Source organism: Candidatus Binataceae bacterium, assembly GCA_035500095.1.
Taxonomy (GTDB): domain Bacteria; phylum Desulfobacterota; class Binatia; order Binatales; family Binataceae; genus JAKAVN01.
On the sequence record DATJXN010000122.1, the window covers coordinates 1 to 26,913 of the forward strand.

A 26,913-nucleotide genomic window follows, 5' to 3' on the forward strand; every position below is an offset into this window, starting at 1 on the left:
CGCTGATCCTCACCGACAACGCCTACAATATCGACCGCCTGCTCAGGATCATCGGCAGCCTCGACGTTCAGGGCACGCACCAGAATATCGAGGTCATTCCGCTTCAGCTCGCGTTCGCCGACGACCTCGCCGGGCAGATCGAAAAGATCATGAACGGCGAGGCCGGTCCGGAGGCCGCCGGCGGGCGCTTTCCGCGGCCCGGCCTCGGCGTGGTGGCGCCCTCGGCGCAGGGGCCGAGCGGCGGCTTCAAGGTAGTGCCCGACGAGCGCACGAACTCGCTGATCGTGCTGGCCGGACCGCTGCAGATGCGGACGATCAAGGATTTGATCGTCAAGCTCGACGTTCATCCGCCCAACGAGAACTCGCGCATCCATGTGTACCGGCTCAAGAACGCGTCGGCGGGCGAGATCGTGCAGGTGCTCAATGGCCTGCTCGGCGGCGGCGGCGCGCCGTCGACGCTCTCGCCGACCACCGGCCGCAACTCGCTCGGGCGCGGCGGCTCTGGCGGCTTCGGCGGCGGTTCGCTCAATGCGGGCTTCGGCGGCGGGATCGGCGGCATGGGCAGTTACGGCGGCGGTCTTGGTGGTTCCGGCAGTTTCGGCACTTCCAGCGCGTCGTTTGGCGGTTCCGGTTCCAACTCGAGCTTCGGCGGGGCGATGGGATCGCCGATGGGAAGCCGCAGCAGCAGCCTCGGCAGCACCGGGGGAACGCTCAGCGCGAGCAGCAGCGGCGGCTCCAAATCGCCCGATTTTGAAAACGCGGTCAACATCACCGGCGATCCGGCCAGCAACTCCCTTATCATCAGCGCCTCACCGCAGGACTACCAGACGCTCCGCCGCGTTATAGAAGAACTCGACGTGCCGCGGATCCAGGTCTTCGTGCAGGCGATCATCGTCGAGGTCAGCGCCGAGCGCGCCCGCGACATCGGGGTCAACTTCCAGTCCGCGACTAACATCAGCGGCAGCACGATCGGCGTCGGTCAGCTCAATTTTGGCCAGCTCCAGTCCGCGCTGGCCAATCCGCTCGGCATCACCGGGCTGGGGATCGGACTCGCCTCGTCCAGCATGTGCAGCATCCCGGTCAACTTAGCCGCTTCGGTAACCGGCTCTACGGCCAGCGGCTCGACTGGTACCGTCAATGCGACTCGCACCAACTCCCAGGTGCCGTGCGATGTAGCGCTGATGACGGCGCTCCAGACCGACACGCACAGCAACGTTCTTTCGGCGCCGACCCTGCTTACCGCAGACAATGAAGAGGCGACGATCGTGGTTGGCGAGAACCTGCCGTTCGTCGGATCGGCTACCGCAACTTCGGCGCTGTCAGGCCAGATCTTCAATTCTGTTGACCGCCAGAACGTCGGTATCACGCTCGACATCATTCCGCAGGTTTCGCAGGAGGACTACGTGCGGCTCGACGTGTACGAGGAAGTCTCGAACGTCGTCCAGGGCACCACGAACCAGAACACCAATCCGCTAGGGCCGACCACGACCATTCGCTCGGCCTCGACCACCGTGATGGTGCAGGACCATCGCACCGCGGTCATCGGCGGATTGCTCTCCGACGAAAACGACATCCAGCGCTCGGCGGTACCGTTCATCTCCGACATCCCGGTGATCGGCAACCTGTTCACCGACAACGGGAGCGACAAAAAGAAGCTCAACCTGCTGGTGTTCTTGACGCCGCACGTGATTAGAACCCGCGATGACCTGCGCGCGCTCGCGCTTGACGAACGCCAGAAGTTCACCGGCGCGCTCGGTCGGCGCGAGATGCATCAGATGCCGATGGAGCAGTACAAGCAGCTCTACCAGCCCAGCTTCAGCGTGCCGGTATCGCCGGCGCAGGATTTGAAGGACCGCGGTGCGACGATGGCGCCGATGTCAGGCGCCGGCGTCTTCGGGGCACCATCGTCGGGCATGACTGCGCCGCCGTCTTCGTTTTCGACGCCGCTCAATACCGAAGAGATCGGGCCGAGCACGCGGAGTAGCGTCAAGCCGGCTCCGTGGCTGACGACGCCGTCGTCAACGTCGAGCACGGCCGCGCCGGCGACCAGCTCTCCGTCGATCACGGGCTCGGCGGCGCCGGCCGCGCCGGCGGCCGCGATCGCGGCGGTTCCGGCGGCGGTCGCCGCGGGGCATCCGTAGTTTGCGCGAGGGCCGCGCGCGCCCTGCGCGCGGCCCGGATATCCGAGCCGGTCCGGGCGCCGCCGTAAGGCGGCGCGGCCGGAGGCCGGCGCCAGCGCCGGCGGGTGCGTTTGCGCGCGTTCTCGCCCGCGCTTGCGCGCGCGCCCTCACTCTGGAACGCTCGATGCCGCGATGGCTCGTCAGACCGGTCGGTTACGCGCGCGCCTCGAGTACGCGGCGGTGGGCGCACTCCTCGCGCCGCTCGGTGCGCTGGACCGCGAGCGCGCCATCCGCGCGGGCGCCCGCCTGGGCGCGCTCGCGATGCGTCTTGACCGGTTCGACCGGCCGGTGGCGATGCGCAATCTCGCGATCGCTTTTCCCGCCGCGAGCACGGCCGAGCGGTTGCGTATCCTGCGCGCGACCTACGAAAACTGGGGCCGCACGCTCGCCGAGTGGATGCACTTTCCCACGCTCGGACCCGACAACATCGAGCAGTTCGTGACCTACCGCGGGATGGAGAACTGGAGGCGCGGCGAGGAACTGTCGCGCGGGCGCGGTGGCCTCATCCTGACCGGCCATTTCGGCAATTGGGAATTAATGATCCTCGCGCACTCGATTTACGGGCATCGCGTCGCGATCGTGCATCGCCCGCTGCGCAACCCGCTGATCGACGCGGCGGTATGCGCGGCGCGCAACCGTTTCGGCAACCGCGTCATCCCGCGCAAGGGCGCCGGACGCGAAGTGCTTCGCATGCTCCGGCAGAACTGGATCGTGGGGATGCCGCTCGACCTCGACGTGCGCAAGGGCGTCTTCGTCGATTTCTTTTCGCTGAAAGCGTCAACCAGCGATGGACTGGCGCGGCTCGCGCTCGCGACCGGTGTGCCGGTGGTGCCGGTTTTCGCCGTGCGCGACGGCGTGAGCAGCCGCCACTTCATCGAGTGCATGGAGCCGATCGAAACCATCCGCACGGCCGACCGTGAAGAGGCGGTCGTGCTCAATACGCAGCGCTACACCAAAACGATCGAAGACATGGTGCGGCGCCATCCGGACCACTGGAACTGGATCCATCGGCGATGGAAAACGCGCCCGCCCGGCGAGCAGCGGTTCTATTGAAACAACAGGAAAAGCGCTTGCCCCGACGGCCGCAAGCTCCCTTTCTCCCTCTCTGTAAGGAGGGAGGGCTGGGAGCCGCTTCTGGCGGCGATCGCTTCTTTACAGATTCGCGATCACCGCGCGCGTGAAATCGCGCGTGTTCGAACGTCCGCCCTGGTCGGGCGTGAGCACGCGGCCCTCGGCGTAAACCTTGCGCACGGCGCTCTCGAAGCAATTCGCTTCGGCCGCAAAGCCCAGGTACTCGAGCATCATCGCTGCCGAGAGCATCGTCGCGGTCGGGTTGATGATGCCCTGGCCGACGAGGTCGGGCGCCGTGCCGTGCACCGACTCGAAGTAGGCGTAGTCGGCGCCGTAGCATCCGCTGGGCGCAAGTCCCAGGCCGCCCAAGGTGCCCGCCGCGGCGTCGGACATGATGTCGCCGTAGAGGTTGGGCATCACGACCACGTCGAGGTCGTGCGGGCTCTGCACGACGCGGCGCGCGAAGTCGTCGATGATGAACTGTTCGTAGGCGATATCGGGAAAGCCGGCGGAAACATCCTCGGCGATTCGGCGGAACAGTTCGTCGGATTCGCGCAGCATATTGTACTTCGACGTCGCGGTGACCTTGCCTTTGCCGCCGGCCGCCTTGCGCTTGCGCGCGAGCCGAAACGCGAACTCCGCGATCCGCTTGCAGTTGCGCTCGGTGATCACCTTGATCGCGAACCTGCCCGGCATCGAGGTGTCGAGCGCGGCGCGCGCGATGCGGCTGTGCAGCTTGAGCGGCGCCAGCGCCTCTAGCGGCCCCTCGAGCCCGAGATAGAGATCCTCGAGGTTCTCGCGCACGATTACGTAGTCGATACCCTCGGGATGCTTAAGGGGGCTCTGCGCGCCCGGAAGGTAGCGCGCGGGCCGCACGTTGGCGTAAGTGTCCTTGCCCCAGCGCAGGTAGAAGATCCCGGCGGTCTTGCCCGAAGTCGAGCCGAACAGCGTCGAATCCGAGGCGTTGATCGCCGCGCGCGCGTCGATCGCGGTCTTGCCCCGCACCCACTGCTCGCCAGGCGGAAACTCGACGTACTCGATTTCCGGGCCGAGCGCACGCAAAACCTCCATCGCCGCGCCGACCGTCTCCGGCGCGGCGTCGTCCCCCGGCAGCACCACGACTCTTTTCATCGCCACGTTCTTCGATATTGCCGAAGCGCCGCGAGCGCGGGAGTCAGCCGCCGTAGTTGAAGCCGCACTCCTTGAGCGTCAGCGGTTCGGACTCGCGCTTGAGATGGCCTTCGGTGACTTCGCCGATGACCACGCTATGGTCGCCGAGCTCGTGGAACCCGACCACCTTGCACTCCACGGCGGCGGGCGCATCGCTGATGATCGGCGCGCCGTTTTTGCCCGCCTCGAAGGAGCAGTTGCCGAACTTGCCGCCGGCCGGCTCGACGTGCTTGAAGAACGCAGTGCCGATCGATTTCTGTCCCGTCCCGAGCATCGAGAGCGTGAAAACCTTCGACTCCTTGACCAGCGCATGTGCGGTCGAGTCGGCCTTGATTCCGACCACCACCAGCGGCGGCTTGAAGCTCGCCTGCGTGAGCCAGTTGACGGTCGCGACGGTCTGCTTGTCGCCGTGGCGCGCGCCCAACACGAACAGTCCGTAAGGGATCATCAGCAGGGCTTTCTTTTTTGCATTTTCGTCCATGGTGTTTCTCCGGATGCTCTCTCTGTTCGACCTCGCGCGTCTTCGCTGCGTCTGGCGGTGAAGGACGCGCGCGATGCTATAGTTGATGCAAGCAAAGAGTGCATCAATGCCGCCGAACAAGTCAAAGACGCCCACCATCGCCGCGCTCAACGAAGTCGGCCGCTACGCCATCGGCGTCCGATGGGCCGACGGCCACGACAGCATCTATCCGCTGGAGAGTTTGCGCCGCGGATGCCCATGCAAGGCGTGCGGCGGCGCAATTGCGGGCGAGATACCTCCGGCGAGCCAGCGCCTCTCGCAGCTGTCGCGCCTCGGCGAGCGCGGCGTGTTCCTCGGATGGGTGGACGGGCACGAGACGCTCTATACCGCGAGCGAGTTGCGCGCGAACTGCCGCTGCGCGCATTGCGTGGCCGAGCCGGAAAATCCGATTACCGGAAGCTGAGGGACCCGCGCGCGGTCAGCGGCGCAATCCACCGGAGGCGGTCTTGGGCGGCGCGGGCGGTTCCTCTTCGGGGGCGTGTTTGGGGACCGGCGCTCCGGGCGGCGCGATACGCTCGCCCTCGATTCGCCGCCCCACCAGCTCGAACATCGCGGGCAGCACCACCAGCGTCGCGGCCAGGATCAGCGTGACGCCGAGGCTCAGCACCCATCCGAGGCTCGAAATCCCGCGATGCTCGGCGGTGATCAGCGCGGCGAAGCCCGCGATGGTGGTGAGCGAGCAGATCGTCACCGACTTGCCCACCGCCTTGGTCAGGATCAGCGCCGACTTGTCGCGCTCCTCGCGCCAGCGGTAGAGCATGTTGACGCCGTTATCCACGCCGGTGCCGATCAGGATCGGCACCGCGAACAGGTTGGCCAGGTTGAATTCCCAGCCCATGTAGCCCATCGCCTCGAGCATCCAGGCGCCCCCGAAGAGCAGCGGCACGGTCGCGAGCGCGGTATCGCGCAGGTTGCGGAAATCGGCGAAGACGAAGACGAACACCGCGAAGAGCGCCAGCATCGCGGCGTGCTCATAGCCCCGGCGCATCACGGTCGCGATGTTGTAGGTCTGCACTGGCGGCCCGGTCACGTCTCCATCGACGGTTTTGAGCGCGCCGATAAAGCGGCTGAGCGCCGCATCCTCCCACACGTCGCCGCGCGGATAGATCTGGACCAGGAAGCGTCCGCTCCGGCCGATAAAACGGTCGCGTACCACCTTGGGCAGGTTGGCGGCCGTCACTGCAGGCGGATTGAGATCGCGCTTGAGTTCGCCGAGGCGCGCGCGCAGGTCGGCATTGGTGCTTGCCTCGTAGCCGGCAAACGCCTTGGGGTCGCCTTTGAGCCGATCCAGCGCGGTTTGCGCGAGCGCCGCGGTGCGCGCCGCCGCTCCCGAGGCGTCGGCGGGGGCGACCATCGAGAGTCGGCCGGCCAATTGCTGGAGCTCGCGCGCAAGCCGCGCCGGGTCGCCCGGATGGTTAAGCGGCGCCATCTCGATCGGCGCAAGCATCGCGCTCAGCCCATGCAGCGTCTTGAGCTTGGCCGCCTGGTCATCGGGAATATAGGTCGAGATGGTTTCGACGTCGGAAACCTCGGGCAGCTTGCGAAAGGCCGCAGCGCGCGCCTCGCCCCCTTCAAGCGAGCGCGCGAGCGAGACCGCGAACCACGACGACCGTCCCGAATCCTTGAGCAGGAGGTTTTCGTATTTGACCGCCTCGGTCTCTTCGGCCTGCAGCTTGAGCAGGTTCTGGTCGAAACGGACGCGGCCGGTTAGGAGCAGCGCGCCGATCGTCACTGCCACGGCGGTTGCGACGATCAGCGCCGGGCGGCGGAAGGCGGCTTCGAGGATCGAGGAGCGCGCTGCCGGGGCGAGCTGCGGACGCGTACGCGCGGGCCGGTAGCGATCGCGCAGCACTACGAGTGCGGGAAAAACCAGCAGCGCCGAAATCAGGCAGAGGAACAGTCCGGCGGCTGAGACGATTCCGAGCTCCGCGATTCCGCGAAAATCCGTGAACACCGGCGTCAGGAAGGCGAGCGCCATGATACAGGCCGAGGCGAACACGCCCGTGCCCGTATTGACCACGGCCAGTTCTATCGCCTGCGCCGAGCTCGCGCCCTCGCGGCGCGCCTCGTCGTAACGCGCCATCAGATGAATCGGAAAGTTTATTCCGATTCCCGCGAGCACGCTGGTGAAGACCGCGGACAGCAGGTTGAGATGGCCGATCGCGAGCGTTGTGAAGCCAAAGGACCAGGCCACGCCCGCGAGCAGCGCCAGCACCGCAAATAACGGCTCGACCACCGCCGTGAACGGAACCACCAGCAGGAAGACGTTGCTGCCGATCGCGATCATCGAGGCCAGCGCGATGTCGTGCGCGGTGGTGGTCTCTTCGGCGTGCGCGAGCGCGGGCCCGCCGGTCATCCCGGCCATCACGCCCGGAAACTTCGCACGCACGTCGTTAAGGTCGCTCTCGATCGCCTCGACCGGATCGGGGCCGTCCTTGACGCCGTCGCCGGGCGCGACCTGCAGCAGCAGGTACTTGCCGTTGTCCGAGACCAGGTAACCGTGGCCCTGCGCGCTGTCCGGGGCGCCCGCCTGCATCATCGATTGCCACGGCGAGATGTATTTTGCGTTGTCGGTGTCGGCGAGCATCCCGTTCAGCACCGTGTCGATTGCGCCGACGTCGAGGGCCTCCGGCCCGGGAGGCGGAGCGGCGGCCGCGGCGAATGAGGAATCCTGAGCCGGCGCGGGCGCGCGCGGCCTCATCCGCGCGGCTCCGGCCCGCGTCCTATGCGCCAGTTCAGCCTGCATCCCGGGGGGCATCTGCGCCCGAATCTGGCGCTCGATTCCCGCGTTGACCATCGCGAAGAAGCCGGCGAGGCTCGGATCGGCCCCATAGCCGCCGAGCATCGGAAAGGCGGCGCGAAGCTTTTGCGCCAGCGCATCGAGGTCGGCCGCCGTCATGTAGAGCATCGCGCGGTCGGCGAACGCGCCGGCGTCGATCTTGTAAAAGACCGTCTTGACGTTGGCGCGGTCGGCGCCAAGCCGCGCCGCAAGCGTGTCGGCGAAGCGCTCGGCGCGCGCCGGATCGGGCGCCGCGCGCACGACGATAACCAGGCCGTCAAGGTCGGGGAATTCGCGAGTATAATCGAGATAGTCGCGCGAGGCGCGGCTGTTCGGCGTTATCAGATCTTCCTGGCCGGTGCGAAATTCGAGCCGCGCCCTGGTGTAGAAGACCGAGGCTATCGAAAGCACGAGCGCGCACAGCAGCACCAGGTAGGGCCGCTCGATACTGATCTGCGCAAGCGCGCGGAAAATTCGGTATTTCAAGCTCAAGTAATTCTCCCGGCGCGGGTGGGAGAGGAAGGATGGGAAGGGTAAAACACCCCCGCGGGCGCCGCGAGCCGGAGTCCGTCGTATGCCGCCAAAATTTTGGTTTGGCTGACCCTGACCGGTCAACGCCCGAGCAGATGCTCCCGCAGCGCGCTCAGTTGCCTGGCCGCCTCTTCCCGCACCACCGCCTCATCCTCCGGCTCGCCGCGCGCGGCCAATGCCGAAGCCACGGCGATCGAAACTACAACCAGTACAAACCCGAGCCTCCAGCCCATGATGTTTTCCCTGCGCGCCTCTCGGCGGCGAGCTCCCCTTTGCGATCGCCGCGAGCGCAAAGCGTCCGCGGTCGACGCGACGGACGCCCGGCGAACGGGCATCCATCCCAAACGCTATCAGGTTTGATCCGGCGAGACGATAGGGAAAACATTTGAAACTGCGGGGAAAATCGTCGCCCGCGCGACGTTTACGGGCCGAAGGACCATTTCCCCTGTCAGACAACCTTGTCCGGCTCCGCCCCGACCACCAGCGAGTAGCGGCCGCGATCCGAAGACAGTTGCACCGGCGCGTCGAAAGCGCGGCTGAGCGTCGCCGAGGTCATCACTTGCGCGCGCGGACCGGCGGCGAGCACGCGACCCGCGCGCATCACGAGGACGTGAGAAAAGCCGGCCACGATTTCTTCGACGTGATGAGTGACGAGGACGAGGGTGGGAGCGCCGGCGCGCCCGATCAGACGCTCGACGAACGCCAAGAAGTGCTCGCGCGCTATCGGGTCGAGACCCGCGCACGGCTCGTCGAGCACTAGCAGCCGCGGGTCGGCCATCAGGGCGCGTCCGATCAGCACCCGCTGGCGTTCGCCCTGGGAAAGGAAGCGCCAGGGACGCTCGCTCAGGTACTCGGCTTCGACCTCGCGCAGGATTTCGGCTGCGCGCCGTGCCTCGGCCTCGCCGACCTCGCCCCACATTCCGATCATCGCGCGCCGTCCGCTGGCGACCGCGTTGAGCGCGTTCTCATGCGGCGGCATCAACTGGCGAATCGAGGAACTGACCAGGCCGATCCGCGTGCGCAACTCGCGCCAGTCGGCGCGGCCGTAAGTCTCGCCCAGCACCCGGATCGTTCCGGCGGTCGGCGCGAGATAGCCGGTGAGCACGCTCAAGAGCGAGGTCTTGCCCGAACCATTGGCGCCGAGGATGACCCAATGCTGGCCGGCCTCGACGCGCCACTCAACCGAATCCAGGATGAGCGCGTCGCGGTCGACGCGGAGCCCCGCGACCTCGATTATCGGCAGGCTTGCTTCGCGCATTGCCTCGGAGGGCGTCGCGTGTGAGGGTTTTGCACTGCTCGGGGGCATCGCGGGCGATAGGGATTCAGCGCGGGCCTCAACTCTAGTCGATTGGGAAGAGGACTGACAGACCGGCAGCGCCGGAACAGACCAGACCGGCAGCGCCGGAAAGACCAGACCGGCAGCGCCGGAACAGACCAGACCGGCGAAGCCGTCGTAAATTCCCTCCCCCGATTCTCGGGGGATGTTACGGCGATTGACGCATAAATACGGGGGAGGAGGGCGCAGGAGTGGAAGAAGCCCGACGCCCGTTGTATGCGCGCGGCGGGCGCGACTAGAATTGAGTTGGAGACTCGCCCGTCGGCCCTGCCTCATAGGTCAGTTCGAAAATGGCGGCAGCGGCGGGCCCGGACTGCCGGAAAATGCCAAGAGATTCGTTCAACCGCGAAATCGACTACCTGCGCATCTCGGTTATCGACAACTGCAATCTCCGATGCGTCTATTGCATGCCGCTCGACGGCCTGCGCTTTCTGCCGCGCGAAGAGCTGCTCACGCCCGCCGAAATCGAACTGGTGGTGCGAGCCGCCGTACGCGTCGGCTTTCGCAAGTTTCGCCTGACCGGCGGCGAGCCGACGCTGCGCGCCGACCTGCTCGAAATCGTCGAGCGGCTCGCCGCAGTCCCCGGCCTCGGCGACCTCGCGCTCACCACCAACGCGCTCTTGCTGCCGAAGCTCGCGGCGCCCCTTAAGGCGGCCGGCCTTAGGCGAATCAACGTCCACCTGGACAGCCTCAATCCGCTTACCGTCGAGCGGCAGATGCGATGGGGCAGTTTCGCGCGCGTGTGGGAGGGGATCATGGCCGCCGAGGCGGCCGGGCTGGTCCCGATCAAGCTCAACGCGGTGGTGGCGGCCGGCTACAACGAGGAGGACGTGGTTGACCTCGCCGCGCTTACGATCGCGCGCGACTGGCACGTGCGGTTCATCGAGCTGATGCCGCTGGGCGGCGGCGAATGCGCGGCGGTTTCGATCAAGCGCTACGTCTCGAACATCGAGACGCGGCGGCGGATCGAAGTGGCGCTCGGGCCGCTCTACGAGCTCGAATCTAGCAATCCCTCCGACGAGGCGCGCAACTACCGGCTGCCCAACGCAAGCGGCGTCGTCGGCTTCATCAGCCCGGTGAGCGAGCCCTATTGCGGAACGTGCAACCGGATGCGGCTTACTGCCGACGGCAAGTTCCATCTCTGCCTGCTGAACGACGACGAGATGGACGTGCGCAAGGCGATTCGCACGGGGGGCGGGATGGAGGCGGTCGCGCGCATCCTGATGCGCGCGGTCGAACTCAAGCCGACCGGCCATCACCTGCTCGAGGGCCGCTCGACGCGCGAGCGCTCGATGTACCAGATCGGCGGGTAATTCTGGAGAACGCTTCGCGCCGCGCGGTGACTCGCACGCGCGGAATCCCCGATTCGATCCCGAACCGCTCTTTTTTCGCATCCATAGACGAGCGCGTCGGTCGTGCTCACTGCCCGCGGCGGTCGATGATCCAGACCGTCATGTCCCACGCATTTCTGATCCCGATAAGCAGCAGCAGGATGAGCGCCGCGGCTAGAACGTCGAGACCGCGGACGTAACCGCGCCACAGCTCCGCTCCCGCCGCGATAACCATCAGGTAGGCCGGAACCGGCAGCAGCGCATACCAGAGACGGTCCACGGTATCGATCGAGGCGGCGATGCCGTGCTTCAGCATCCGCTGCCAGACCCATCCCGAATAGCCCAGTCCGACGGCGCCGACGCATCCGAGGAGCGCGCCGAGCAGCGTGCGGTTGTCGGTCGGGATGTTCGCGAACAGGCAGATGACGAGGACCGCCGTGAAATGAACCACGGTCGGCGAAAGGAAGGTACGGACGCCGGCCTGATGCTTCATCGTGAAGACGCCGGCGCCGATCGAAGCCGCGACGAACATGAGCGCGACCAGGGTCGCGGCCGCGCCGCCGATAAGCGCGTAGAAATCGTGCCACTGCGTCAGGACATGGCTTAGCGAAGGCATTTCCCCACGAGTAATAGGCGTGAGGAGGATCGGCAAACACTTTTTTAGCAAATGCTTTGCGGGATCAATCCGCGCCGCGCGCTCCCTTGGCGGCGACGGAGCCGATCGCCTAGTAGTTAGGCCGTGCCTCTCAAAGACATCCTAATCCCGAGGCCGCGAATCCTGTTCGTCGGGATCAATCCGAGCCTGCGCTCGGAAGCGGTCGGCCATCACTTCGCCAGCCCCGGCAATCCGTTCTGGCGGCTCCTGTTCGCGGCCCGGCTCGTTCCGGTCGAACTGACGCATACCGAAGATCGCCGGCTCGCCGAATTCGGCCTCGCGCTCACCAATCTTTGCCCGCGCGCGACGCGCGCCGCGGCCGAACTGAACCGCGAGGAGATCGAGCGCGGCAAACGGACGCTCGCCTCCAAGGTTCGGCGATTGCGGCCCGAGGTCGTCGCCTTCGTCGGAATTACGATATATCGGGAATTCTTCCGGGAATTCTTCGGCAGGGATTCGCGCGGGACCTCGGCCGCTCAGGTCGCAAACGCCGGCGCAGGCGCCAAGCCCGAGCTTCTGTACGGCGCGCGGGTTTTCGTGCTGCCCAACCCAAGCGGCCTCAACGCGAGCTTTCCCGGCTTCAAACACAAGCTCGTGTGGTTCGAGCGGCTGCGCGAGTTCGCCGGCTGAGAGCGGCGCGGCTCACCAAAAGGCCGGCGTGCAAGTACTGGCGAGCAATCGAGGAAGAGGAATGCAAAAGGGGCCGGCGTTTCCGCCGGCCCCTTATCTCCCCCCCTTACTGACCTCATCCCCCCCTTAAAACTTCCAGCCCCTTAACGGCTACTTGGCCATGCTGAAGTTGGTCCGGCGCTTCCACTCCGCGGCGTCGATCGCTCCTTCGACCAAGGCCGAGCAATCGACACACAGAAGCCGCAGAGTCTTGGAATCGGTCGGTGGCGGCCGATCGGCCTCGTCGTCCACCGCGACCACAAAACGCGCCGGTAGATGCTCCCCGTTGCGCTGGCATAGCTCGCACTTTATCCAGTCGGGAGCGCGCGTGAAGGAGAGACGCTTCCTGAAGACGGTATGTTCCACTCGATTTTCAGCCGCTCGTTCCAAGGCCAAGCGTGCTCTCCCCCTTGGCGGAAAAAAAACCGCCAGTTGCATAAGTCTGCTCACCGACCCTTGCGGTGGGAGGAGCATGCCGCGTGCCACGCGGTATGATTGGCGAAAACCTCCTAAACCCACCTTTCGCTGGTACCACGCGCGACGTCGCAACCCAGCGTTGCCATCACGCAACGCCGTTTCGACCGCTCCCAGGATGTCGCAGGTTCCGAGTCCGGCCCGAGCATCCATGCGCGCGCTCCAGGCGTGCGGGGGGCTTGAGGTCGTGCGGAGCGCAGACATGTGCATAATTTAGCTAAATAAGAGCGCATTAGAGCAACGTCGTGAGACGATTGCGCAACGTTTTAATCGATTTTTTGACCTTTATTTAATCTTTATTAAGTAATCATATGCACTTTCTATCTATGGTACGGCAATTGCTCAGCGTTCGGTCAAGTATGCCGAACCAATCATCCGCCGGACTGGAAAAAGATCGAGGCAATGCCCAGACGAGGGATCCTTTGTCGAATCGAATCGCAGAACTGATGGCTCGTCTGAACGCGACGGCAAGCGCGTGCGGAGCGGACGGCGAATGGCTCGACGTCGGCCTGATGGGCCGCACCGATAGCGTCGGCGACATGGTCGTAAAGTCGGCGGCGATGACGGAACTGATGCGTCTTCTTGGCCGTCTCAGCGCCCATCGCACGACCGTTCTCATCCACGGCGAATCCGGTACCGGCAAGGAGTTGGTGGCGCGCGCGGTCAGGAACCTGCGCCCGGAGCCACGCGGTCCTTTCGTCACCTTCAATTGCTCCAACCTCGTCGACACGCTGGCGGAATCCCAGCTGTTTGGCCACGTCAAGGGCGCGTTTACCGACGCCCGTGAGGATTCGCAGGGCTACTTCAGGGCGGCCGAAGGCGGCGTGCTTTTTCTCGACGAGGTTGGCGAGCTGCCAATGGCGCTGCAGGCGAAGCTCCTGCGCGCGGTCGAGTACCATGAAGTGCAGCCCGTCGGCTCGACGCGCACGTGCAAGGTCGGCGTGCAGATAGTGGCGGCGACCAACCGCGATCTCCGCAAGGCCGTGCAAGAGGGCCGGTTTCGCGCCGACCTGTTCTACCGTCTCAACGTCGCTTCGGTGACGGTGCCGCCGCTGCGCGATCGCCTCGAGGCTATCGACGCCCTGGTGAGGCTATTCGTCGAGCGCTGCAATCGCGAGTTCGGCACCGCCGTCAGGTTCATCTCGCGCCGCGCGATGGAGCGGCTGCTCGCCTGCCGATGGCCGGGCAACGTGCGCGAGCTGGAACATGCGATCCGATGCGCGCTGCTGCTCAGCGACTCCGATCGAATCGATCTTGAAAGTCTTCCCGGCGCAGTCCTGGATACCGAGCTGCCTTCAAATCCAGGCGTAGCCGCGACGGTTGCGTCCCTCTCCCCGCAACCCGTCGGGGCCGGATCGGCTTTACCTTCCGAGCCGGTCCGGTCCGGTCCTTCTTCTCTGCGCGAGCTCACGCGCGAGGCGCTGGTGAGCGCGCTCTGCCACGCGCGCGGCAATCGGCTGCGCGCGGCGCGGATTCTCGGCGTCTCGCGCACCACGCTCTATCGGATGCTGATGCGCTACGGCATGGAGAGTTTCGGCCGCGAGGACGAGGGCGGCGGCTTCGCGATGCGCCCCGCCGGCCTCAGGCTGGTGAAGGCGTGAAGGCTCGCGCCCGGCAGAGCGTCGAAATGGACGGCGAAGAATTGGATGCCGAAGCGAACAGGCCCACGGCCGCAACGATGAGCCCTGACCGGCCGCATCGCCACGGCGGCCGCGGCACTCCGCTTGCGCTATGGGTCAGGATTTTCGTCGCGAGCGTGATGCTCACGACCGGAGCGGGCGCCCTCGTCACGCATGATCTCCTCGCGCGTTGGGATCTGCAGGCTCGCCTCCAGGTGGACGCTACGCGGATGGCTATCGCGGCGGCCGTTTTCCTCCCCGATGCGCCCGCACGCGCCGTCCATGCGGCGGCCCGCTCGGCCGAGGTTCATGGGTTGAACCGCGGGGAAGTCGTTCGCGCCGAGGCGGCGCCGGACCGGATGTCGTTCAGCGTGACGCTCAGGCGCTCGGCGCCGGTCCTGCTTTTCCGGCTGCTTGGTTCACAAGGCGCGCTGGTGACCGTGCACGCCATCGCGAGAATTCATCCATACGCCTCCCCACGCCGGCCCGGCGGCCAGATTGCTCTTTCGATGCATCGAGCCGGAAGAAAAGTCTAAACGCTCTCTCCCCCCGGTCCCGCGGCGGCGAGGTCCTGACTTCTGGTTGTTAGGGCCCGTCGCCGCGGGTCGAATTTTTCTCTCTTTACTCGGCAACAATCTCGAGGCTTCGTACGGCCAGGACGTGGGCCTGACCGTCGAGCGTCCGCATCCCGGCGCGGTCGGCGCTCTCAAGCCCTCGAGCTGAATCCGTCAGGGTTGGCGGTCAAGACGGCCCCGCTTCAAGACGGCGCCGCTTAAGGTTCGCCGCTTCCTGCGGGCGCCCTGTCTTCGGAAGGAGCGGTCCCGGGCATGGGCACGTCGGCGCCGGGGGGAATCACGGTCGGCTGGTATATCTGCGAAGGTATCACCTCGGCGGGCGGGAGCGCCTGTCCCTGCGCTCCGGCTCCCATCACCGCCGGACTGCGGACCTCCCTCACGGAGATCGGCAGCGCCTCGCCGTTCGAGGTGGGCAAGTATGCCGTAGCAGGCGCCGGGCTCTGAACGATCGCCTCGCCGATTTCCTGGCGTTCGAAAAACCGCCACACGTTGTACGGGCCGGGCGGGCTCACCTGGCCGAGGTTGACCGGGCTTGAGCCGACGCTGACGCCGCGCACGATCGCCGCGCCGTGCATCCCGCGCAGGTCGTAATCCCCCTCGGGCAGCATGGTCGAAAATGCGCCGTTCGCTTCGGTCTTCATCATGTACAGATTGCCGCCTACGCGGCCCTGGAAATGGAGCTCATGACCGCCGAGCGGTTGACCCGCTTGGGGCGGAGCGAGCACTCCGGTCACCCCGGTTGACATCTGCAGCGTCGCGATCTTCGGCGAAGCCATTGCGGGCACGCTGCGATGGGCAATTTCGGACGGCTCGGTGGAATGCGCCGCCCCACGAGCGGCGCCGGCGCCGAGCGTCACCAATGCAAACGCGGCCGCGGCGGGTAACGCCGCGATCCAGTTCGCTCTTCGCATTATCAGATCGATCGTCATCGGCCGTTCCTTGCCTGTGCGTAACCTCAAACGCCCAGCGAGAAAAAAGGTTTACCCGCTTGGTATTTTGATCGAGCATAGGTCGACGGCCACACGGAAGCAAAGCGCCTGGCACCAAAAGTGCGTCGTCTGGGGGGGGCGGCATGATGAACAAGATCACACTCTATCATAACCCGGGCTGAGGAAATTCTCGCGGCGCGCTGGAGTTGCTCCGCGCGCGGGGTGTCGAGTTCGACATCGTCGAGTACCTCAAGACTCCGCTCCATCGCACCGCGCTCGAGCATATCGTCGCGATACTCGATACGTCGGCCGCCGAACTGGTGCGCAAGGATCGCCGCTTCGAGGAGCTGGGATTGAAGGCCGCCGACTACGTTTCGGCCGAGGCCGTGGTCGCGCTGCTGCTCAAGCATCCGGAACTCATGCAGCGTCCGATAGTGGTCAAGGGGGGCAAGGCGGTAATCGCCCGTCCGCCCGAGCGTCTGCTGCCGCTGATCGGGGTGGTAAATTAGCTCGCGGAACCCCTCGGAAACGACGAGTTTTGCGAAGCAGGAATTAAGTCAGCGCCGCCCGGCGGCGGATGCGGCCCCGTGGCGCGCCTGCGCCGCCGGGGCGGCCTTGGTCACGCGGCCGCTGCGCACACATCGCGTGCAGACCAGGATCCGTTTGACGCCGCCGCCGTCGGCCGCGCGCACTTCTTGCAAATTCGGCAGCCATCGGCGCTTGGTCTTGTTGTTGGCGTGGCTTACGTTGTTGCCCACGGAAGGGCGTTTGCCGCAAATTTCACAGGTTCGCATCTGATTGTTCCGCTTCGATGGCTTTTGTCAGAATTGCTAGATTCGGAATCCGGACCGCTCTATCACGATTATTAAATTCGGCCCGAATCGAACCATCCACCCTATCCGCTTGGGCGGGAAAATTAAAGAGCGCAAATTAAGCCCGAGCCTAAAACTGAAGAGGTCAGATTGAAGACGATGACTCCACTGCTAGGCGGTAAGGTTGCGCTCATAACGGGCGCCGGATCGGGTATCGGGCGGGCGACCGCGCTCATCTTCGCGCGCGAGGGCGCCACCATGATGCTCTCGGATATCGCGGCCGAGGGCGGCGAAGAGACCCTCGCGATGGTCAGGGAGGCGGGCGCCGAGGCGCTCTTTATGCGCGCCGACGTCTCCAAACTGGCGGAGGTCGAGGCGCTCGTCGCCCGTGTGATCGCGTCGTGGGGCAGTCTTGATTGCGCGTTCAACAATGCCGGGATCGACGGCAAGATGGCGCGGACGGCCGAGTGCACCGAAGAGACATGGAGCCGCACGATCGCGGTCAACCTGACCGGCGTTTTCTTCTGCATGAAGGCCGAAATCCCGCACCTGCTGCGCCGCGGCGGCGGCGCGATCGTCAACACCGCGTCGGCCGCCGGGCTTACCGGCTCGCCGGGGCTGCCGGCCTACGTGGCCAGCAAGCACGGCGTGGTCGGTCTGACGCGCGCCGCGGCGCTCGAGTACGGCCGCGAAAAAATCCGCGTCAACTGCGTATGCCCGGGGCCGATCCGCACGCCGATGCTCGGGCGGCTCTTGAGCAACCGTCCCGAGATGGAGCAGCGCTTCGCCTCGGCCGAGCCGCTGAAGCGCCTGGGCGAGCCCTCCGAGATCGGCGAGGCGGTGGCGTGGCTCTGCTCGGATGCGGCCTCCTACGTGACCGGCCATGCGATGTCGGTCGACGGGGGATACATGGCGAAGTGAAGTATGCCGGCGCGCTTGAGTCGGGCGCCCAAACGCTCCATGCTTTTGGCATTGTCCTGTAGTTTTCCTTTACGGCGGGGCCTGGGATGGCGGAGCGGCTGATCCATATTCTGCCCGAGCGGGTGGCGAGCCAGATAGCGGCGGGCGAGGTGGTCGAGCGGCCGGCCTCGGCGCTCAAGGAGCTGGTCGAAAATTCGCTCGACGCGGGCGCAAAATCGATAAGCGTCGAGATCGAACGCGGCGGCGCGGGCCTGATCGCGGTCGGCGACGACGGCTGCGGGATGGGCCGCGAGGACGCGATTCTCTCGCTCCGCCGCCATGCGACCTCCAAGATTCGCGACGCCGCCGACCTCGCCGCGGTCCGCACGATGGGCTTTCGCGGCGAGGCGCTGGCCTCAATCGCCAGCGTCGCGCAGCTGCGGATGCTCACGCGGCGGGCCGCCGATCTCGCCGGAGTCGAAATCGCCGCCTCGGGGGGTGAAATTTCGCTCGCGCGCGAATGCGCCGCCGCGCCCGGCACACGAATTGAAATCCGCGAGCTTTTTTTCAACACCCCGGCGCGACTCAAGTTCCTCAAGACCCTCGCGACCGAGCAGGGCGCTGCGGCCGACGTGATCGCGCGCCTTGCGATCGCCAACTGGCGCGTCGCGTTCAAGCTGGTTGCCGAAGGCCGCGTCGTTTACGACCTCCCGCGCGCGGTTTCGCCGCTCGAACGGATGCGCCAGCTGTATGGCGCGAAGCTCGCCTCGCGGATGCTCGCTTTCGACTCGGCGCGCGCGGGTGCGCGCGTCTTTGGCCTCGCCGCGGTAAGCCAGGACTCTTATCCGACGCCGCGGATGGTGTTTACCTTCGTCAACCGGCGCGCCGTGCGCGACCGCGTCCTGCAGCGCGCGGTCGCCCAGGCCTACGACACGCTGATCCCGCGCGGGCGCTATCCTGCCGCCGCCGTGTTCGTCGAGATGCGCCCCGAAGACGTCGACGTGAACGTTCATCCGATGAAGACCGAGGTGCGCTTTCGCAACTCGGGGGCGGTGTTCGAGGCGGTCTATCATGCGCTCCGCGATCGGCTCGCCGATCAGACGGTCGCCGACGGCCCGCCCGGCGCGCCGTCGCCCGTGCCGGCGCGCCCCGAGGCCGCGGGCGCGCTGATCGCGCCCTCGGACGCCGCCGCCGCGCGGCTGCTTCGCCTGGTGCCCGACGCGCCGGCGCTCGCTCGCGCCGAGCAGCGCGCGCTCGGCCTTGGATGGAATTCGAGCACGGCGGCCGAGGTCGCCGCGCTCTATGACTCGCCCGCCGGCTCCGCCGCCGCGCCGGCCGCGGCAGCGATGAACGGCGGCGCCGGGATCGCCGCCCAGATTGCTCCCAACGTCGTCCCGCTCGGCCGTCCCGGCTCCGAGCGCCAGATTCCCGAGCGGCAGATCCCGATGTACTCGCGGCTGCGGGTCATCGGCCAGGTCTTCGCCGGCTATATCGCGCTCGAGGGCGACGACGGGCTTATCCTGGTCGATCAGCACGCGGCGCACGAGCGCGTCACCTTCGAAAAACTGCGCGCCGAGGCGCGCGCGGGCGGAATCCGCGTCCAGTCGATGCTCACGTCCGTGCCGATCGAGCTCAATCCGGCGCGCGCCCCGCAGGTGCTTGCGGCGCTGGATGAGTTTCGCGCCATGGGCTTCGAGCTCGAGCCGTTCGGCCCCGCAACCGTGCTGCTCAACGGCGCGCCCGCGGTCTTCGGCGCCGAGGGCGGCGCGCGCCTGTTGAGCGAGATGATCGACGCGATGGGCGAAGAGGGCTTTAGACCAGACGGGTTTCGCCTTGAGGGATCCCGTGCGGGCGGCGCCACGGCCTTTGACGATCTGCTGAAGCAGCTTGCCTGCCACGGGTCGGTGCGCGTCGGCCGCGTGCTTCGCGAGCCCGAAATTTCGGCGCTGCTCGAAGAACTTGATCGCACCGAGTTCAAGACCAACTGCCCGCATGGCCGCCCGGTCCATATTCAATGGAACCGGGGCCTTATCGAACGGATGTTCCGGCGCTAGCCGATGAATCCGGCGAAAACAGCGACCGCCGCGGCGGCGGCGCGAGATTCCGCGGCATCCCCGATCACGCCCGCAGGGCCGCCGCGCGCGATCCGCGTCGGGTTTATCGTCGGGCCGACGGGGGTCGGCAAGTCGGCGGCCGCGATGGCCCTCGCCGCGCGGCTCGACGCCGAAATCGTCAACGCCGACTCGCGCCAGGTGTATCGCGGTATGGACATCGGCACGGCCAAGCCCGGCGCCGAGGATCGGCGCCGGGTGCCGCATCATCTGCTGGACCTCCGCGAATTGAGCGAACCGCTCGACGTGGCGGAGTTTCTGAAACTTGCGCGCGCCGCGATCGCCGAGGTGGCGGCGCGCGGGCGTAACCCGATCGTGGTCGGGGGCAGCGGCTTTTACCTGCGCGTGCTCCGCGGCGGAATCTTCGCCGGGCCCCCCGCCGCGCCTGAAGTCCGCCGCGAGCTCGAGGCGCTCGCCGCCGAGCGCGGCGTCGAGTACCTGCACGGTCGCCTCGCCGAAGTTGACGCCGCCGCCGCCGCGCGCATCGGCCATCGCGACCTCTACCGTATCGTGCGCGCGCTCGAAGTGTTTCGGCTGACCGGCCAGCCGATTAGCGTCCATCAGCGAGGCCATCGTTTTGCCGCGCGCGAGTACGAGACGCTGACCGTAGGCCTCGCGGCGGAGCGCAAGCGGCTTTACGAGGCGATCAACCGGCGTTTCGACGAGATGGTCGCGCGCGGGATGGTCGAGGAGGTGCGCCGTTTGCTCGCAGCCGGATACGACCCGGACAAGCCGCCGCTTAAGACCGTCGGCTACCGGCAAATCGCCGCGGCCGTGCGCGGCGAGATGACGCTCCTCGAGGCGGTCGAGCTCGCCAAGCGCGACACGCGCCGCCTGGCCAAGCGCCAGCTCACCTGGTTTCGCGCCGATCCGGAAATCGTATGGGTTGACGCGGAGCATGGGCTTCAGGAAGCTTTCAGCCTACTGGACGCTTTTTTCGCGGGCCGGCAGGCCGAGAGCCTCTAGCTTCAGCAGGTCTTGATTCAGAACTTGATTCGGAATTTTCGATGACGACGACCGCACATCCCCGACCCCGCGCGGCAAAGTCCCGAGTCGGCAGTTCCGCCGCGGCCGCCTCGATCGCCGGTGCCTCGAGCCCGGCTTCGAAAGGGCGGCCCGCCGCGCCACCTTCGGAGCCGGCGGCGTTAAGCGCTATCGAGCGCGTGCGCCTTGCGCGCAACCCCTCGCGTCCGCAGACGCTCGACTATGTCGAGCACCTGGTGCGCGACTTTTTCGAGATTCACGGCGACCGCCGCTTCGCCGACGACGGCGCGATCGTCGCCGGCCTCGGTTACCTGGGGCGCCGCGCGGTCGCGATCGTCGGCCATCAGCGCGGCCGCTCGACCCAGGAGCGGATCCGGCGCAATTTCGGCAAGCCCCATCCCGAGGGCTATCGCAAGGCGGCGCGGATGTACGATCTGGCGGGCCGGATGGGCCTTCCGCTGATCACGTTTATCGATACGCAGGGCGCGGAGCCGGGACTCGGCGCGGAGGAGCGCGGGCAGGCCGAGGCGATCGCCGCCAACCTGGAGCTGATGATGCGTCTTGAGGTGCCGATCATAGGCTGCGTGATCGGCGAGGGCGGGTCGGGCGGCGCGCTCGCGCTCGGCGTCGCCAATGTCGTCCTGATGCAGGAGAATGCCTGCTACTCGGTAATCACGCCCGAGGGATGCGCCGCGATCCTCTGGCGCGAAGGCGGTCCCGAGCGCGTCGCCGACGCGGCCGAGGCGCTCAAGCTCTCGGCCCCCGATCTCTTGCGGCTGGGAGTTGCCGACGAGGTCGTGCCCGAGCCGCCCGGCGGGGCCCATCAGGAGCCCCGGCACGCCGCCGAGGCGCTGGGCCGCGCGATCGAGCGCTATCTTGCGCGGCTCTTGCGGCTCTCGCCGATACGGCTTCGCGAGGAACGCGAGAAGAAGTTTGCCGCGATGGGCGCGGCGTTCATCGCGGACCGTGGCGCCGAAGATCGCCGCCCGTTGGGTTAGGCAGCCGCTTTCCGCTATAACGTCGCCCCAGTATAACGTCCAAAACCGTCCGGGATCGCGTCATCCGAAATGGCCTCGCGCGCAAGCCTATCGCGAAAACCCAAAACCCGCGCCGCCGCGGCCACGGCGGTTTCGACGGATCTCGACGGAATCGACCGGCTGCGCTCGCAGATCGACGCGATCAACGTCAAGCTCGTGCGCCTGCTGAACCAGCGCGCCCGGGCGGCACAGGCGATCGGCCATCTGAAACAGGCAAGCGGCGCCGCGATCTATCAGCCCGCGCGCGAACGCGCGGTGCTGGACCGGGTCACCGCGCTCAACGAGGGGCCGCTTGCCGGCGAGCACATAAGACGCATCTTCGTCGAGATAATCTCGGCCTGCACCGCGCTCGAGCATCCGCTGCGCGTCGCCTACCTCGGCCCGGAGCATACCTATTCGCACGAGGCCGCGCGGATGCGCTTCGGCGCAAGCGCCCAGTTCGCGGCGCAGCCCTCGATCGCGGCGGTGTTTGCCGCGCTCGACACCTCGCGCGCCGACTTCGGCGTGGTCCCGGTCGAGAATTCCACCGAGGGCTCGGTGACGCTGACGCTCGACCTTCTGATCGACACGCCGCTCGTGATTATCGGCGAGGTGCTGCTGCCGATTCGCCACGCCCTGATGTCGCGCGCGGGCGACGCGTCGGCGATTCGCGCGATCTACTCGCATCAGCAGTCGCTCGCGCAGTGCCGCAACTATCTCGCGGCCAACTTTCCGCAGGCGCGGCTCGAGGCGGCGGCGTCCAACACCGCGGCGGCGCAGCGCGCGGCGGGCGAGTCCGAGGCGGCGGCGATCGCCTCTGAGGCTGCGGCGGCGCCGTACGGGTTGCAAATCATCGCGCGCAACATCCAGGACTCGGCCCAGAACACCACGCGGTTTCTGGTGATCGGGCGTCATCCGGCGGGCCGCAGCGGCGCCGACAAGACCACCGCGCTGTTCGCGGTGCGCGACCGGGTGGGCGCGCTGAACCAGGCGCTCGGCATCTTCGCCCGCAACCGGATCAATATCTCGAAGATCGAATCGCGCCCGCTGCGCTCGCGTCCGTGGGAGTACCTGTTCTTCGTCGACCTCGGAGGCCATCGCGAGGATCCCGGCCTCAAGCGCGCGCTCGTCGCGCTCGAGCGCACAGCTCTTTTTTTAAAAGTCCTGGGGTCGTATCCTGAGGGCAGGCAGCCCGCCGCATAGCACGGCCGCCCGCATAAGCGCCTTGATAAAAGCCGACGATCTGGTTCTGCCCGCGGTTGCCGCGCTCCATCCGTACGAGCCCGGCAAGCCGATCGAAGAGGTCCAGCGCGAGCTGGGTATCGGCGAGCCGGCCAAGCTCGCCTCCAACGAAAATCCGGTCGGACCCTCCCCGATGGCGGTCGCGGCAATCAAGGCCGCGCTGGCCGACCTCCATCGCTACCCCGACGGCTCGAGCTGGTCGCTCCGCCATAAGCTCGCCGCACGCCACAGTGTGAGCCCCGACCGCATCTTCATGGGGTCGGGCTCGTGCGAGATCCTGAACCTGCTGGTCTATCTCTTTCTGCGCCCCGGCCTTAACGCCGTCATCGCGGAGCACTCCTTCGTGATCTATCAGCTTGCGATCGCGGCCTCGGGGGGCGCGGCCAAGGTCGTCCCGCTGCGCGAGGATTACGTCTTCGATCTCGACGCGATGGCCGCGGCGATCGACGATAAGACGCGTCTCGTGTTCCTCGGCAATCCGAACAATCCGACCGGCACCATCTACCGCAAGGCCGAGTGGCGCCGCTTTCTTGGGCGCGTGCCCGAGCGCGTGGTGGTCGTCGCCGACGAGGCCTACTTCGAGTTCGTCCGCGACCCCGACTACCCGGACTCGCTGCAGGATCACGACGGGAACCGGATGCTGGTGACGCTGCGCACCTTTTCCAAGATCTTCGGCCTTGCGGGGCTGCGAGTCGGGTATTCGGTCGCGCGCGAGGACATCACGCGGCTGCTCAACAACGTGCGCCAGCCGTTCAACATCACCTCGCTCGGCCTGGTCGCGGTCGAGGCCGGGATGGACGACCGCGAGCACGTGCGGCGCACGCTCGAGGTCAACGCGAGCGGTATGGCATACCTGGAGCGCGAGTTCCGCCGCCTGGGCCTGCCGTTTTTACCGAGCCAGGCCAACTTCATCCTGGTCGAGGTGGGCGAGGGCCGCGCGGTTTACCAAAAGCTCCTTCAGCAGGGCGTAATCGTCCGTCCGATGAACGGTTACGGCCTGCCGCGCCACGTCCGCGTGAGCGTCGGGCTCGAAGAGGAGAACCATCGGATGGTCGCCGCGCTGGAGCGCGTGATTAAGGCCGAAAAGCCGCGTTAGCGGAATTTTTCGGAAAATTCACAATTTTCGACCCTCTGAAGTGAGCGCGCGGCCGGCCGATGTGCTACCTTTGATCCTCGCCCGGCCTGGACCGCGGCGCTCTCATCTCACGTTTTGACGTCCGAAGCTGCAATCCCCGCGCGTGCGCGAATCGCGAAGGCCGATCTTTCGGCAGGCGGAAAGATCGGGATCCTTCGACTCGCGCAACGCTCGCTCAGGACGACGAAACAAAGGTTTGGAACTGACCCGATGACCGCGCTGTTCAAGCAGATGACCGTGTGCGGAGTGGGCCTTATCGGCGGCTCGCTCGCGCTCATCGCCAAACGCGAGGGCCTGGTCGAGCGCGTGGTCGGGCTCGGCCGCACGCAAAAGAACCTCGACGTTGCGCTCGAGCGTCGGATCGTCGACGGCGCGACGCGCGACCCCGCGGAGGCCGCGCGCGGCGCCGACCTCGTGATGCTCGCCGTGCCGGTCCGCACGATGCCCGAGACGCTGGCCGCGATGACGCCCTATCTACCGGCCGAAGCGGTCATAACCGACGTCGGCAGCGTCAAAGGATGGGTGGTGCGCGCGCTCGAGCCGCTGCTCGGCCCGCGGATGGCGCTCGTCGGGGTGCATCCGGTGGCCGGTAAGGAGACCACGGGCGCGATCGCCGCGGATGAAAGCCTGTTTATCGGACGCCGCACGATAATCACGCCGTCGGCGCGCAGCACGCCCGACGCAATCGGTCGCGTCGAGCGCCTGTGGCAGGCGACCGGATCGCGCGTGGAGCGGATGGCGCCCGACGAGCATGATCAAATCCTCGCCCGCGCAAGTCATCTGCCGCAGGTGGTTGCGAGCGCCCTTGCCGCGGCGCTTGCGGGCGAGCGGGTGGGCGGGCGCGAGGCGGCGGCTTACGGCGCGGGGGGGCTGCGCGACACGACGCGGATCGCGGCCTCTTCGGCCGAGATGTGGCGCGATATCGTGCTGACGAATCGCGACGCGATCATGGCCTCGCTCAAACTTTTCCGCGGCGCGCTGGACGAGTTCGAGCGCGCGATCGCCGACGGCGACGTCGCGCGTTTCGAGGAAATTTTCAACCGCGGGCGCGCGATGCGCGAGGAGCTCAAGTGACGCGCGCGCGTCCGGTAATTGCGATCGACGGGCCGGTCAGCGCGGGCAAATCGACCGTCGCGCGGCGCCTTGCCGAGGTGCTGGGCTTCGAATACGTAAACACGGGCGCGATGTACCGGGCGGTTGCGGTCGCGGCGCGCGCCGCCGGAATCGGCGACGACGATCCCGACGCCGAAAAGAAGCTCGACGCGCTGCTCGGCAAGGCGCGGATCGAGTTTTCCGGCGGACGCATCATGCTCGACGGCCGCGATATCAGCGCCGAAGTCGGGGCGCCCGAAATCGGCGAAAGCGCCTCGCGCCTTTCAACGCTCGGCGCGGTGCGCGCGCGGATGCGCGAGTTGCAACGCGCGGCCGGCGCGCGCGGCGGCGTCGTGATGGAAGGGCGCGATATCGGCACCGCGATCTTTCCGGACGCCGAATTCAAATTTTTTCTCGACGCGAGCGCCGAGGTCCGCGCCGAGCGGCGCTACCAGGAGCTTGCCGCGCGCGGAGCCGCGATCACCCGCGAGGAGGTGCTCGCGCAACTGCGCGAGCGCGACCGGCGCGACCGCGGGCGCGAACTGGCGCCGCTTAAGGCCGCGCCCGACGCGATCGCGGTCGACGCGAGCCGGATGAGCGTCGAAGAAATTGTGGCGCTGATGGTTCGGCGCGTCAGCGCGCGCGTCGGCGCGGCTTAGGTCTTGAAACGCAGAAGGCTGGGCGGTATGCATTGCTGTAGCCTCGAATCCCGGGGAAGGTCCCACTAAATGGAGAAAGAGTTGTCTGACAAGGTGCATGGAGGAGATAATGACTTCGAGTCGCTGATGGAACAGAGCCTTCGGGCTCCCCGCCCCGGCGATGTCCTCACCGGAACGGTTCTTCTGATCACGCGCGACAGCGTCATCATCGACATCAACTACAAGTGCGAAGGCCAGGTGCCGCTCGCCGAGTTCCTCGACCACGAGGGCAGCCCCGTGGTCAAGGAAGGCGACGAGGTTGACGTCTATTTCGAGGGCACCGAGACCGAGAACGGCACGGTGATGCTCTCGCACGCCAAGGCGGAGAAGTTCAAGGTCTGGCGCGAACTCGAGCGCGCCTTCCAGAACGAAGTCCCGGTCGAGGGCGTGATCCTCGGCAAGGTCAAGGGCGGCTTGCAGGTCGATATCGGGGTGCCCGCGTTTTTGCCCGGCTCGCACGTCGATATCCGTCCGGCGCGCAACCTCGACCGCTACGTCGGCCAGCGCGGGCGCTTCCAGCTGCTCAAGTTCAACCGCGCGCGCGGCAACGTCGTGGTCTCGCGCCGCGCCGTGATCGAGCGCGAACGGACGGAGCTCAAGGAGCAGACGCTCAAGGTGCTCGAAGAGGGCGTCATCCTCGAAGGCGTGGTCAAGAACATCACCGACTACGGCGCCTTCGTCGATCTCGGCGGCCTCGACGGCCTGCTGCACATCACCGACATGTCGTGGGGCCGCCTGCAGCATCCGTCGGAAGCGGTCAAGGTCGGCGACAAGGTCAAGGTGGTCGTGCTCAAGTACGATCCGGCGCGCGAGCGCGTGTCGCTTGGGATGAAGCAGATCATGCCCGACCCGTGGGCGCACTCGGCGGAGAACTATCCGGCCGGCGCGCGCCTCAAGGGCAAGGTCGTGAGCGTCACCGACTACGGCGCTTTCGTCGAGCTCGAAAAGGGCGTCGAGGGGCTGATCCACGTCTCCGAGATGAGCTGGAGCAAGCGCGCCGTGCATCCGTCCAAGGTCGTCAACCAGGGCGACATGGTCGAGGTGCAGGTGCTCGGCGTCGACGAAGCCAATCGCCGCATCTCGC

At 66.7% G+C, this 26,913-nt stretch carries 27 protein-coding genes; 18 read left to right on the forward strand and 9 right to left on the reverse strand.

Annotation, left to right across the window (positions count from 1 at the left end):
* Positions 1–2,141 (forward strand): type II secretion system secretin GspD (gspD, locus tag VMI09_12770; protein ID HTQ25559.1); only part of this gene is annotated, 2,141 nt, incomplete at its 5' end.
* Positions 2,142–2,312: 171 nt separating this feature from the next.
* Entirely contained in the window at positions 2,313–3,233 is a 921-nt protein-coding gene (locus VMI09_12775) for a lysophospholipid acyltransferase family protein (GenBank protein ID HTQ25560.1), read from the forward strand.
* A 99-nt stretch (positions 3,234–3,332) separates the two neighbouring features.
* Here the strand turns inward: VMI09_12775 and VMI09_12780 are convergent, their stop codons facing one another.
* On the reverse strand, positions 3,333–4,382 hold the full coding sequence (locus VMI09_12780; protein HTQ25561.1) for an isocitrate/isopropylmalate family dehydrogenase: 1,050 nt from the start codon (positions 4,380–4,382) through the stop codon (positions 3,333–3,335).
* 43 nt (positions 4,383–4,425) lie between these two features.
* Entirely contained in the window at positions 4,426–4,902 is a 477-nt protein-coding gene (locus VMI09_12785) for a flavin reductase family protein (GenBank protein HTQ25562.1), read from the reverse strand.
* Between the two features lie 106 nt (positions 4,903–5,008).
* Between VMI09_12785 and VMI09_12790 the strand changes: the two genes are divergently transcribed.
* Complete coding sequence (locus VMI09_12790; GenBank protein ID HTQ25563.1) at positions 5,009–5,344, forward strand: gamma-butyrobetaine hydroxylase-like domain-containing protein; 336 nt, start codon at positions 5,009–5,011, stop codon at positions 5,342–5,344.
* A 15-nt stretch (positions 5,345–5,359) separates the two neighbouring features.
* On the opposite strand, the gene VMI09_12795 is transcribed toward VMI09_12790, so the two are convergent.
* From VMI09_12795 to VMI09_12805, 3 genes are all read right to left on the reverse strand, one after another.
* Positions 5,360–8,206, reverse strand: a complete 2,847-nt coding sequence (locus tag VMI09_12795; protein ID HTQ25564.1) for an MMPL family transporter — start codon at positions 8,204–8,206, stop codon at positions 5,360–5,362.
* 125 nt (positions 8,207–8,331) lie between these two features.
* Complete coding sequence (locus VMI09_12800; GenBank protein ID HTQ25565.1) at positions 8,332–8,484, reverse strand: hypothetical protein; 153 nt, start codon at positions 8,482–8,484, stop codon at positions 8,332–8,334.
* Positions 8,485–8,699: 215 nt separating this feature from the next.
* Positions 8,700–9,509, reverse strand: coding sequence for an ABC transporter ATP-binding protein (locus tag VMI09_12805; GenBank protein ID HTQ25566.1), 810 nt, complete (start codon positions 9,507–9,509; stop codon positions 8,700–8,702).
* 401 nt (positions 9,510–9,910) lie between these two features.
* Here VMI09_12805 and moaA point away from each other — a divergent pair, with 401 nt between their 5' ends.
* Positions 9,911–10,900, forward strand: coding sequence for a GTP 3',8-cyclase MoaA (moaA, locus tag VMI09_12810; protein HTQ25567.1), 990 nt, complete (start codon positions 9,911–9,913; stop codon positions 10,898–10,900).
* A 106-nt stretch (positions 10,901–11,006) separates the two neighbouring features.
* Here moaA and VMI09_12815 read toward each other — a convergent pair whose 3' ends face one another.
* Positions 11,007–11,534, reverse strand: coding sequence for a hypothetical protein (locus VMI09_12815; GenBank protein HTQ25568.1), 528 nt, complete (start codon positions 11,532–11,534; stop codon positions 11,007–11,009).
* 123 nt (positions 11,535–11,657) lie between these two features.
* Here VMI09_12815 and VMI09_12820 point away from each other — a divergent pair, with 123 nt between their 5' ends.
* Positions 11,658–12,203, forward strand: a complete 546-nt coding sequence (locus VMI09_12820) for a mismatch-specific DNA-glycosylase (GenBank protein ID HTQ25569.1) — start codon at positions 11,658–11,660, stop codon at positions 12,201–12,203.
* Between the two features lie 150 nt (positions 12,204–12,353).
* On the opposite strand, the gene VMI09_12825 is transcribed toward VMI09_12820, so the two are convergent.
* On the reverse strand, positions 12,354–12,608 hold the full coding sequence (locus VMI09_12825) for a hypothetical protein (protein ID HTQ25570.1): 255 nt from the start codon (positions 12,606–12,608) through the stop codon (positions 12,354–12,356).
* 554 nt (positions 12,609–13,162) lie between these two features.
* Here VMI09_12825 and VMI09_12830 point away from each other — a divergent pair.
* The 3 genes from VMI09_12830 to VMI09_12840 all read left to right on the forward strand — a co-directional run bounded on the left by VMI09_12830 (position 13,163) and on the right by VMI09_12840 (position 15,058).
* The gene (locus tag VMI09_12830) at positions 13,163–14,317 is read left to right on the forward strand and encodes a sigma-54 dependent transcriptional regulator (GenBank protein HTQ25571.1); all 1,155 of its coding nucleotides are present in this window, start codon (positions 13,163–13,165) and stop codon (positions 14,315–14,317) included.
* A 77-nt stretch (positions 14,318–14,394) separates the two neighbouring features.
* Positions 14,395–14,871, forward strand: a complete 477-nt coding sequence (locus tag VMI09_12835; GenBank protein HTQ25572.1) for a hypothetical protein — start codon at positions 14,395–14,397, stop codon at positions 14,869–14,871.
* 46 nt (positions 14,872–14,917) lie between these two features.
* Entirely contained in the window at positions 14,918–15,058 is a 141-nt protein-coding gene (locus VMI09_12840) for a hypothetical protein (GenBank protein HTQ25573.1), read from the forward strand.
* 49 nt (positions 15,059–15,107) lie between these two features.
* Here the strand turns inward: VMI09_12840 and VMI09_12845 are convergent, their stop codons facing one another.
* A complete protein-coding gene (locus VMI09_12845; GenBank protein ID HTQ25574.1) occupies positions 15,108–15,839 on the reverse strand; it encodes a hypothetical protein in 732 nt (243 codons plus the stop codon).
* A gap of 206 nt (positions 15,840–16,045) precedes the next feature.
* Here VMI09_12845 and VMI09_12850 point away from each other — a divergent pair, with 206 nt between their 5' ends.
* A complete protein-coding gene (locus VMI09_12850; protein ID HTQ25575.1) occupies positions 16,046–16,348 on the forward strand; it encodes an ArsC/Spx/MgsR family protein in 303 nt (100 codons plus the stop codon).
* 48 nt (positions 16,349–16,396) lie between these two features.
* Here VMI09_12850 and rpmB read toward each other — a convergent pair whose 3' ends face one another.
* A complete protein-coding gene (gene rpmB, locus VMI09_12855; protein HTQ25576.1) occupies positions 16,397–16,633 on the reverse strand; it encodes a 50S ribosomal protein L28 in 237 nt (78 codons plus the stop codon).
* Positions 16,634–16,810: 177 nt separating this feature from the next.
* Here rpmB and VMI09_12860 point away from each other — a divergent pair, with 177 nt between their 5' ends.
* The 9 genes from VMI09_12860 to VMI09_12900 all read left to right on the forward strand — a co-directional run.
* On the forward strand, positions 16,811–17,572 hold the full coding sequence (locus VMI09_12860; GenBank protein ID HTQ25577.1) for a glucose 1-dehydrogenase: 762 nt from the start codon (positions 16,811–16,813) through the stop codon (positions 17,570–17,572).
* A gap of 86 nt (positions 17,573–17,658) precedes the next feature.
* Positions 17,659–19,605, forward strand: a complete 1,947-nt coding sequence (mutL, locus tag VMI09_12865; GenBank protein ID HTQ25578.1) for a DNA mismatch repair endonuclease MutL — start codon at positions 17,659–17,661, stop codon at positions 19,603–19,605.
* A 3-nt stretch (positions 19,606–19,608) separates the two neighbouring features.
* Entirely contained in the window at positions 19,609–20,628 is a 1,020-nt protein-coding gene (miaA, locus tag VMI09_12870; GenBank protein ID HTQ25579.1) for a tRNA (adenosine(37)-N6)-dimethylallyltransferase MiaA, read from the forward strand.
* 41 nt (positions 20,629–20,669) lie between these two features.
* Positions 20,670–21,644, forward strand: a complete 975-nt coding sequence (locus VMI09_12875; GenBank protein HTQ25580.1) for an acetyl-CoA carboxylase carboxyltransferase subunit alpha — start codon at positions 20,670–20,672, stop codon at positions 21,642–21,644.
* A 69-nt stretch (positions 21,645–21,713) separates the two neighbouring features.
* Positions 21,714–22,865, forward strand: coding sequence for a prephenate dehydratase (gene pheA / locus VMI09_12880; GenBank protein HTQ25581.1), 1,152 nt, complete (start codon positions 21,714–21,716; stop codon positions 22,863–22,865).
* Positions 22,866–22,887: 22 nt separating this feature from the next.
* Complete coding sequence (gene hisC, locus VMI09_12885) at positions 22,888–24,000, forward strand: histidinol-phosphate transaminase (protein ID HTQ25582.1); 1,113 nt, start codon at positions 22,888–22,890, stop codon at positions 23,998–24,000.
* A 249-nt stretch (positions 24,001–24,249) separates the two neighbouring features.
* On the forward strand, positions 24,250–25,113 hold the full coding sequence (locus VMI09_12890; GenBank protein HTQ25583.1) for a prephenate dehydrogenase/arogenate dehydrogenase family protein: 864 nt from the start codon (positions 24,250–24,252) through the stop codon (positions 25,111–25,113).
* Entirely contained in the window at positions 25,110–25,790 is a 681-nt protein-coding gene (cmk, locus tag VMI09_12895; protein ID HTQ25584.1) for a (d)CMP kinase, read from the forward strand. The genes VMI09_12890 and cmk overlap by 4 nt, the downstream gene beginning before the upstream one ends.
* 69 nt (positions 25,791–25,859) lie before the next feature.
* Positions 25,860–26,913: S1 RNA-binding domain-containing protein (locus tag VMI09_12900; GenBank protein ID HTQ25585.1), on the forward strand; the 1,054-nt coding region annotated here is incomplete at its 3' end.

Bases quoted from the DNA above. Each gene is read 5' to 3' on its own strand.
- VMI09_12785 (HTQ25562.1), bottom strand. From the start codon at position 4,902: ATGGACGAAAATGCAAAAAAGAAAGCCCTGCTGATGATCCCTTACGGA.
- VMI09_12805 (HTQ25566.1), bottom strand. From the start codon at position 9,509: ATGCGCGAAGCAAGCCTGCCGATAATCGAGGTCGCGGGGCTCCGCGTC.
- rpmB (HTQ25576.1), bottom strand. From the start codon at position 16,633: ATGCGAACCTGTGAAATTTGCGGCAAACGCCCTTCCGTGGGCAACAAC.
- pheA (HTQ25581.1), top strand. From the start codon at position 21,714: ATGGCCTCGCGCGCAAGCCTATCGCGAAAACCCAAAACCCGCGCCGCC.
- VMI09_12775 (HTQ25560.1), top strand. From the start codon at position 2,313: ATGGCTCGTCAGACCGGTCGGTTACGCGCGCGCCTCGAGTACGCGGCG.
- VMI09_12835 (HTQ25572.1), top strand. From the start codon at position 14,395: ATGAGCCCTGACCGGCCGCATCGCCACGGCGGCCGCGGCACTCCGCTT.
- VMI09_12875 (HTQ25580.1), top strand. From the start codon at position 20,670: ATGACGACGACCGCACATCCCCGACCCCGCGCGGCAAAGTCCCGAGTC.
- VMI09_12830 (HTQ25571.1), top strand. From the start codon at position 13,163: ATGGCTCGTCTGAACGCGACGGCAAGCGCGTGCGGAGCGGACGGCGAA.
- mutL (HTQ25578.1), top strand. From the start codon at position 17,659: ATGGCGGAGCGGCTGATCCATATTCTGCCCGAGCGGGTGGCGAGCCAG.
- VMI09_12890 (HTQ25583.1), top strand. From the start codon at position 24,250: ATGACCGCGCTGTTCAAGCAGATGACCGTGTGCGGAGTGGGCCTTATC.
- VMI09_12780 (HTQ25561.1), bottom strand. From the start codon at position 4,382: ATGAAAAGAGTCGTGGTGCTGCCGGGGGACGACGCCGCGCCGGAGACG.
- VMI09_12800 (HTQ25565.1), bottom strand. From the start codon at position 8,484: ATGGGCTGGAGGCTCGGGTTTGTACTGGTTGTAGTTTCGATCGCCGTG.
- VMI09_12845 (HTQ25574.1), bottom strand. From the start codon at position 15,839: ATGACGATCGATCTGATAATGCGAAGAGCGAACTGGATCGCGGCGTTA.
- miaA (HTQ25579.1), top strand. From the start codon at position 19,609: ATGAATCCGGCGAAAACAGCGACCGCCGCGGCGGCGGCGCGAGATTCC.
- VMI09_12860 (HTQ25577.1), top strand. From the start codon at position 16,811: ATGACTCCACTGCTAGGCGGTAAGGTTGCGCTCATAACGGGCGCCGGA.
- moaA (HTQ25567.1), top strand. From the start codon at position 9,911: ATGCCAAGAGATTCGTTCAACCGCGAAATCGACTACCTGCGCATCTCG.
- VMI09_12815 (HTQ25568.1), bottom strand. From the start codon at position 11,534: ATGCCTTCGCTAAGCCATGTCCTGACGCAGTGGCACGATTTCTACGCG.
- VMI09_12790 (HTQ25563.1), top strand. From the start codon at position 5,009: ATGCCGCCGAACAAGTCAAAGACGCCCACCATCGCCGCGCTCAACGAA.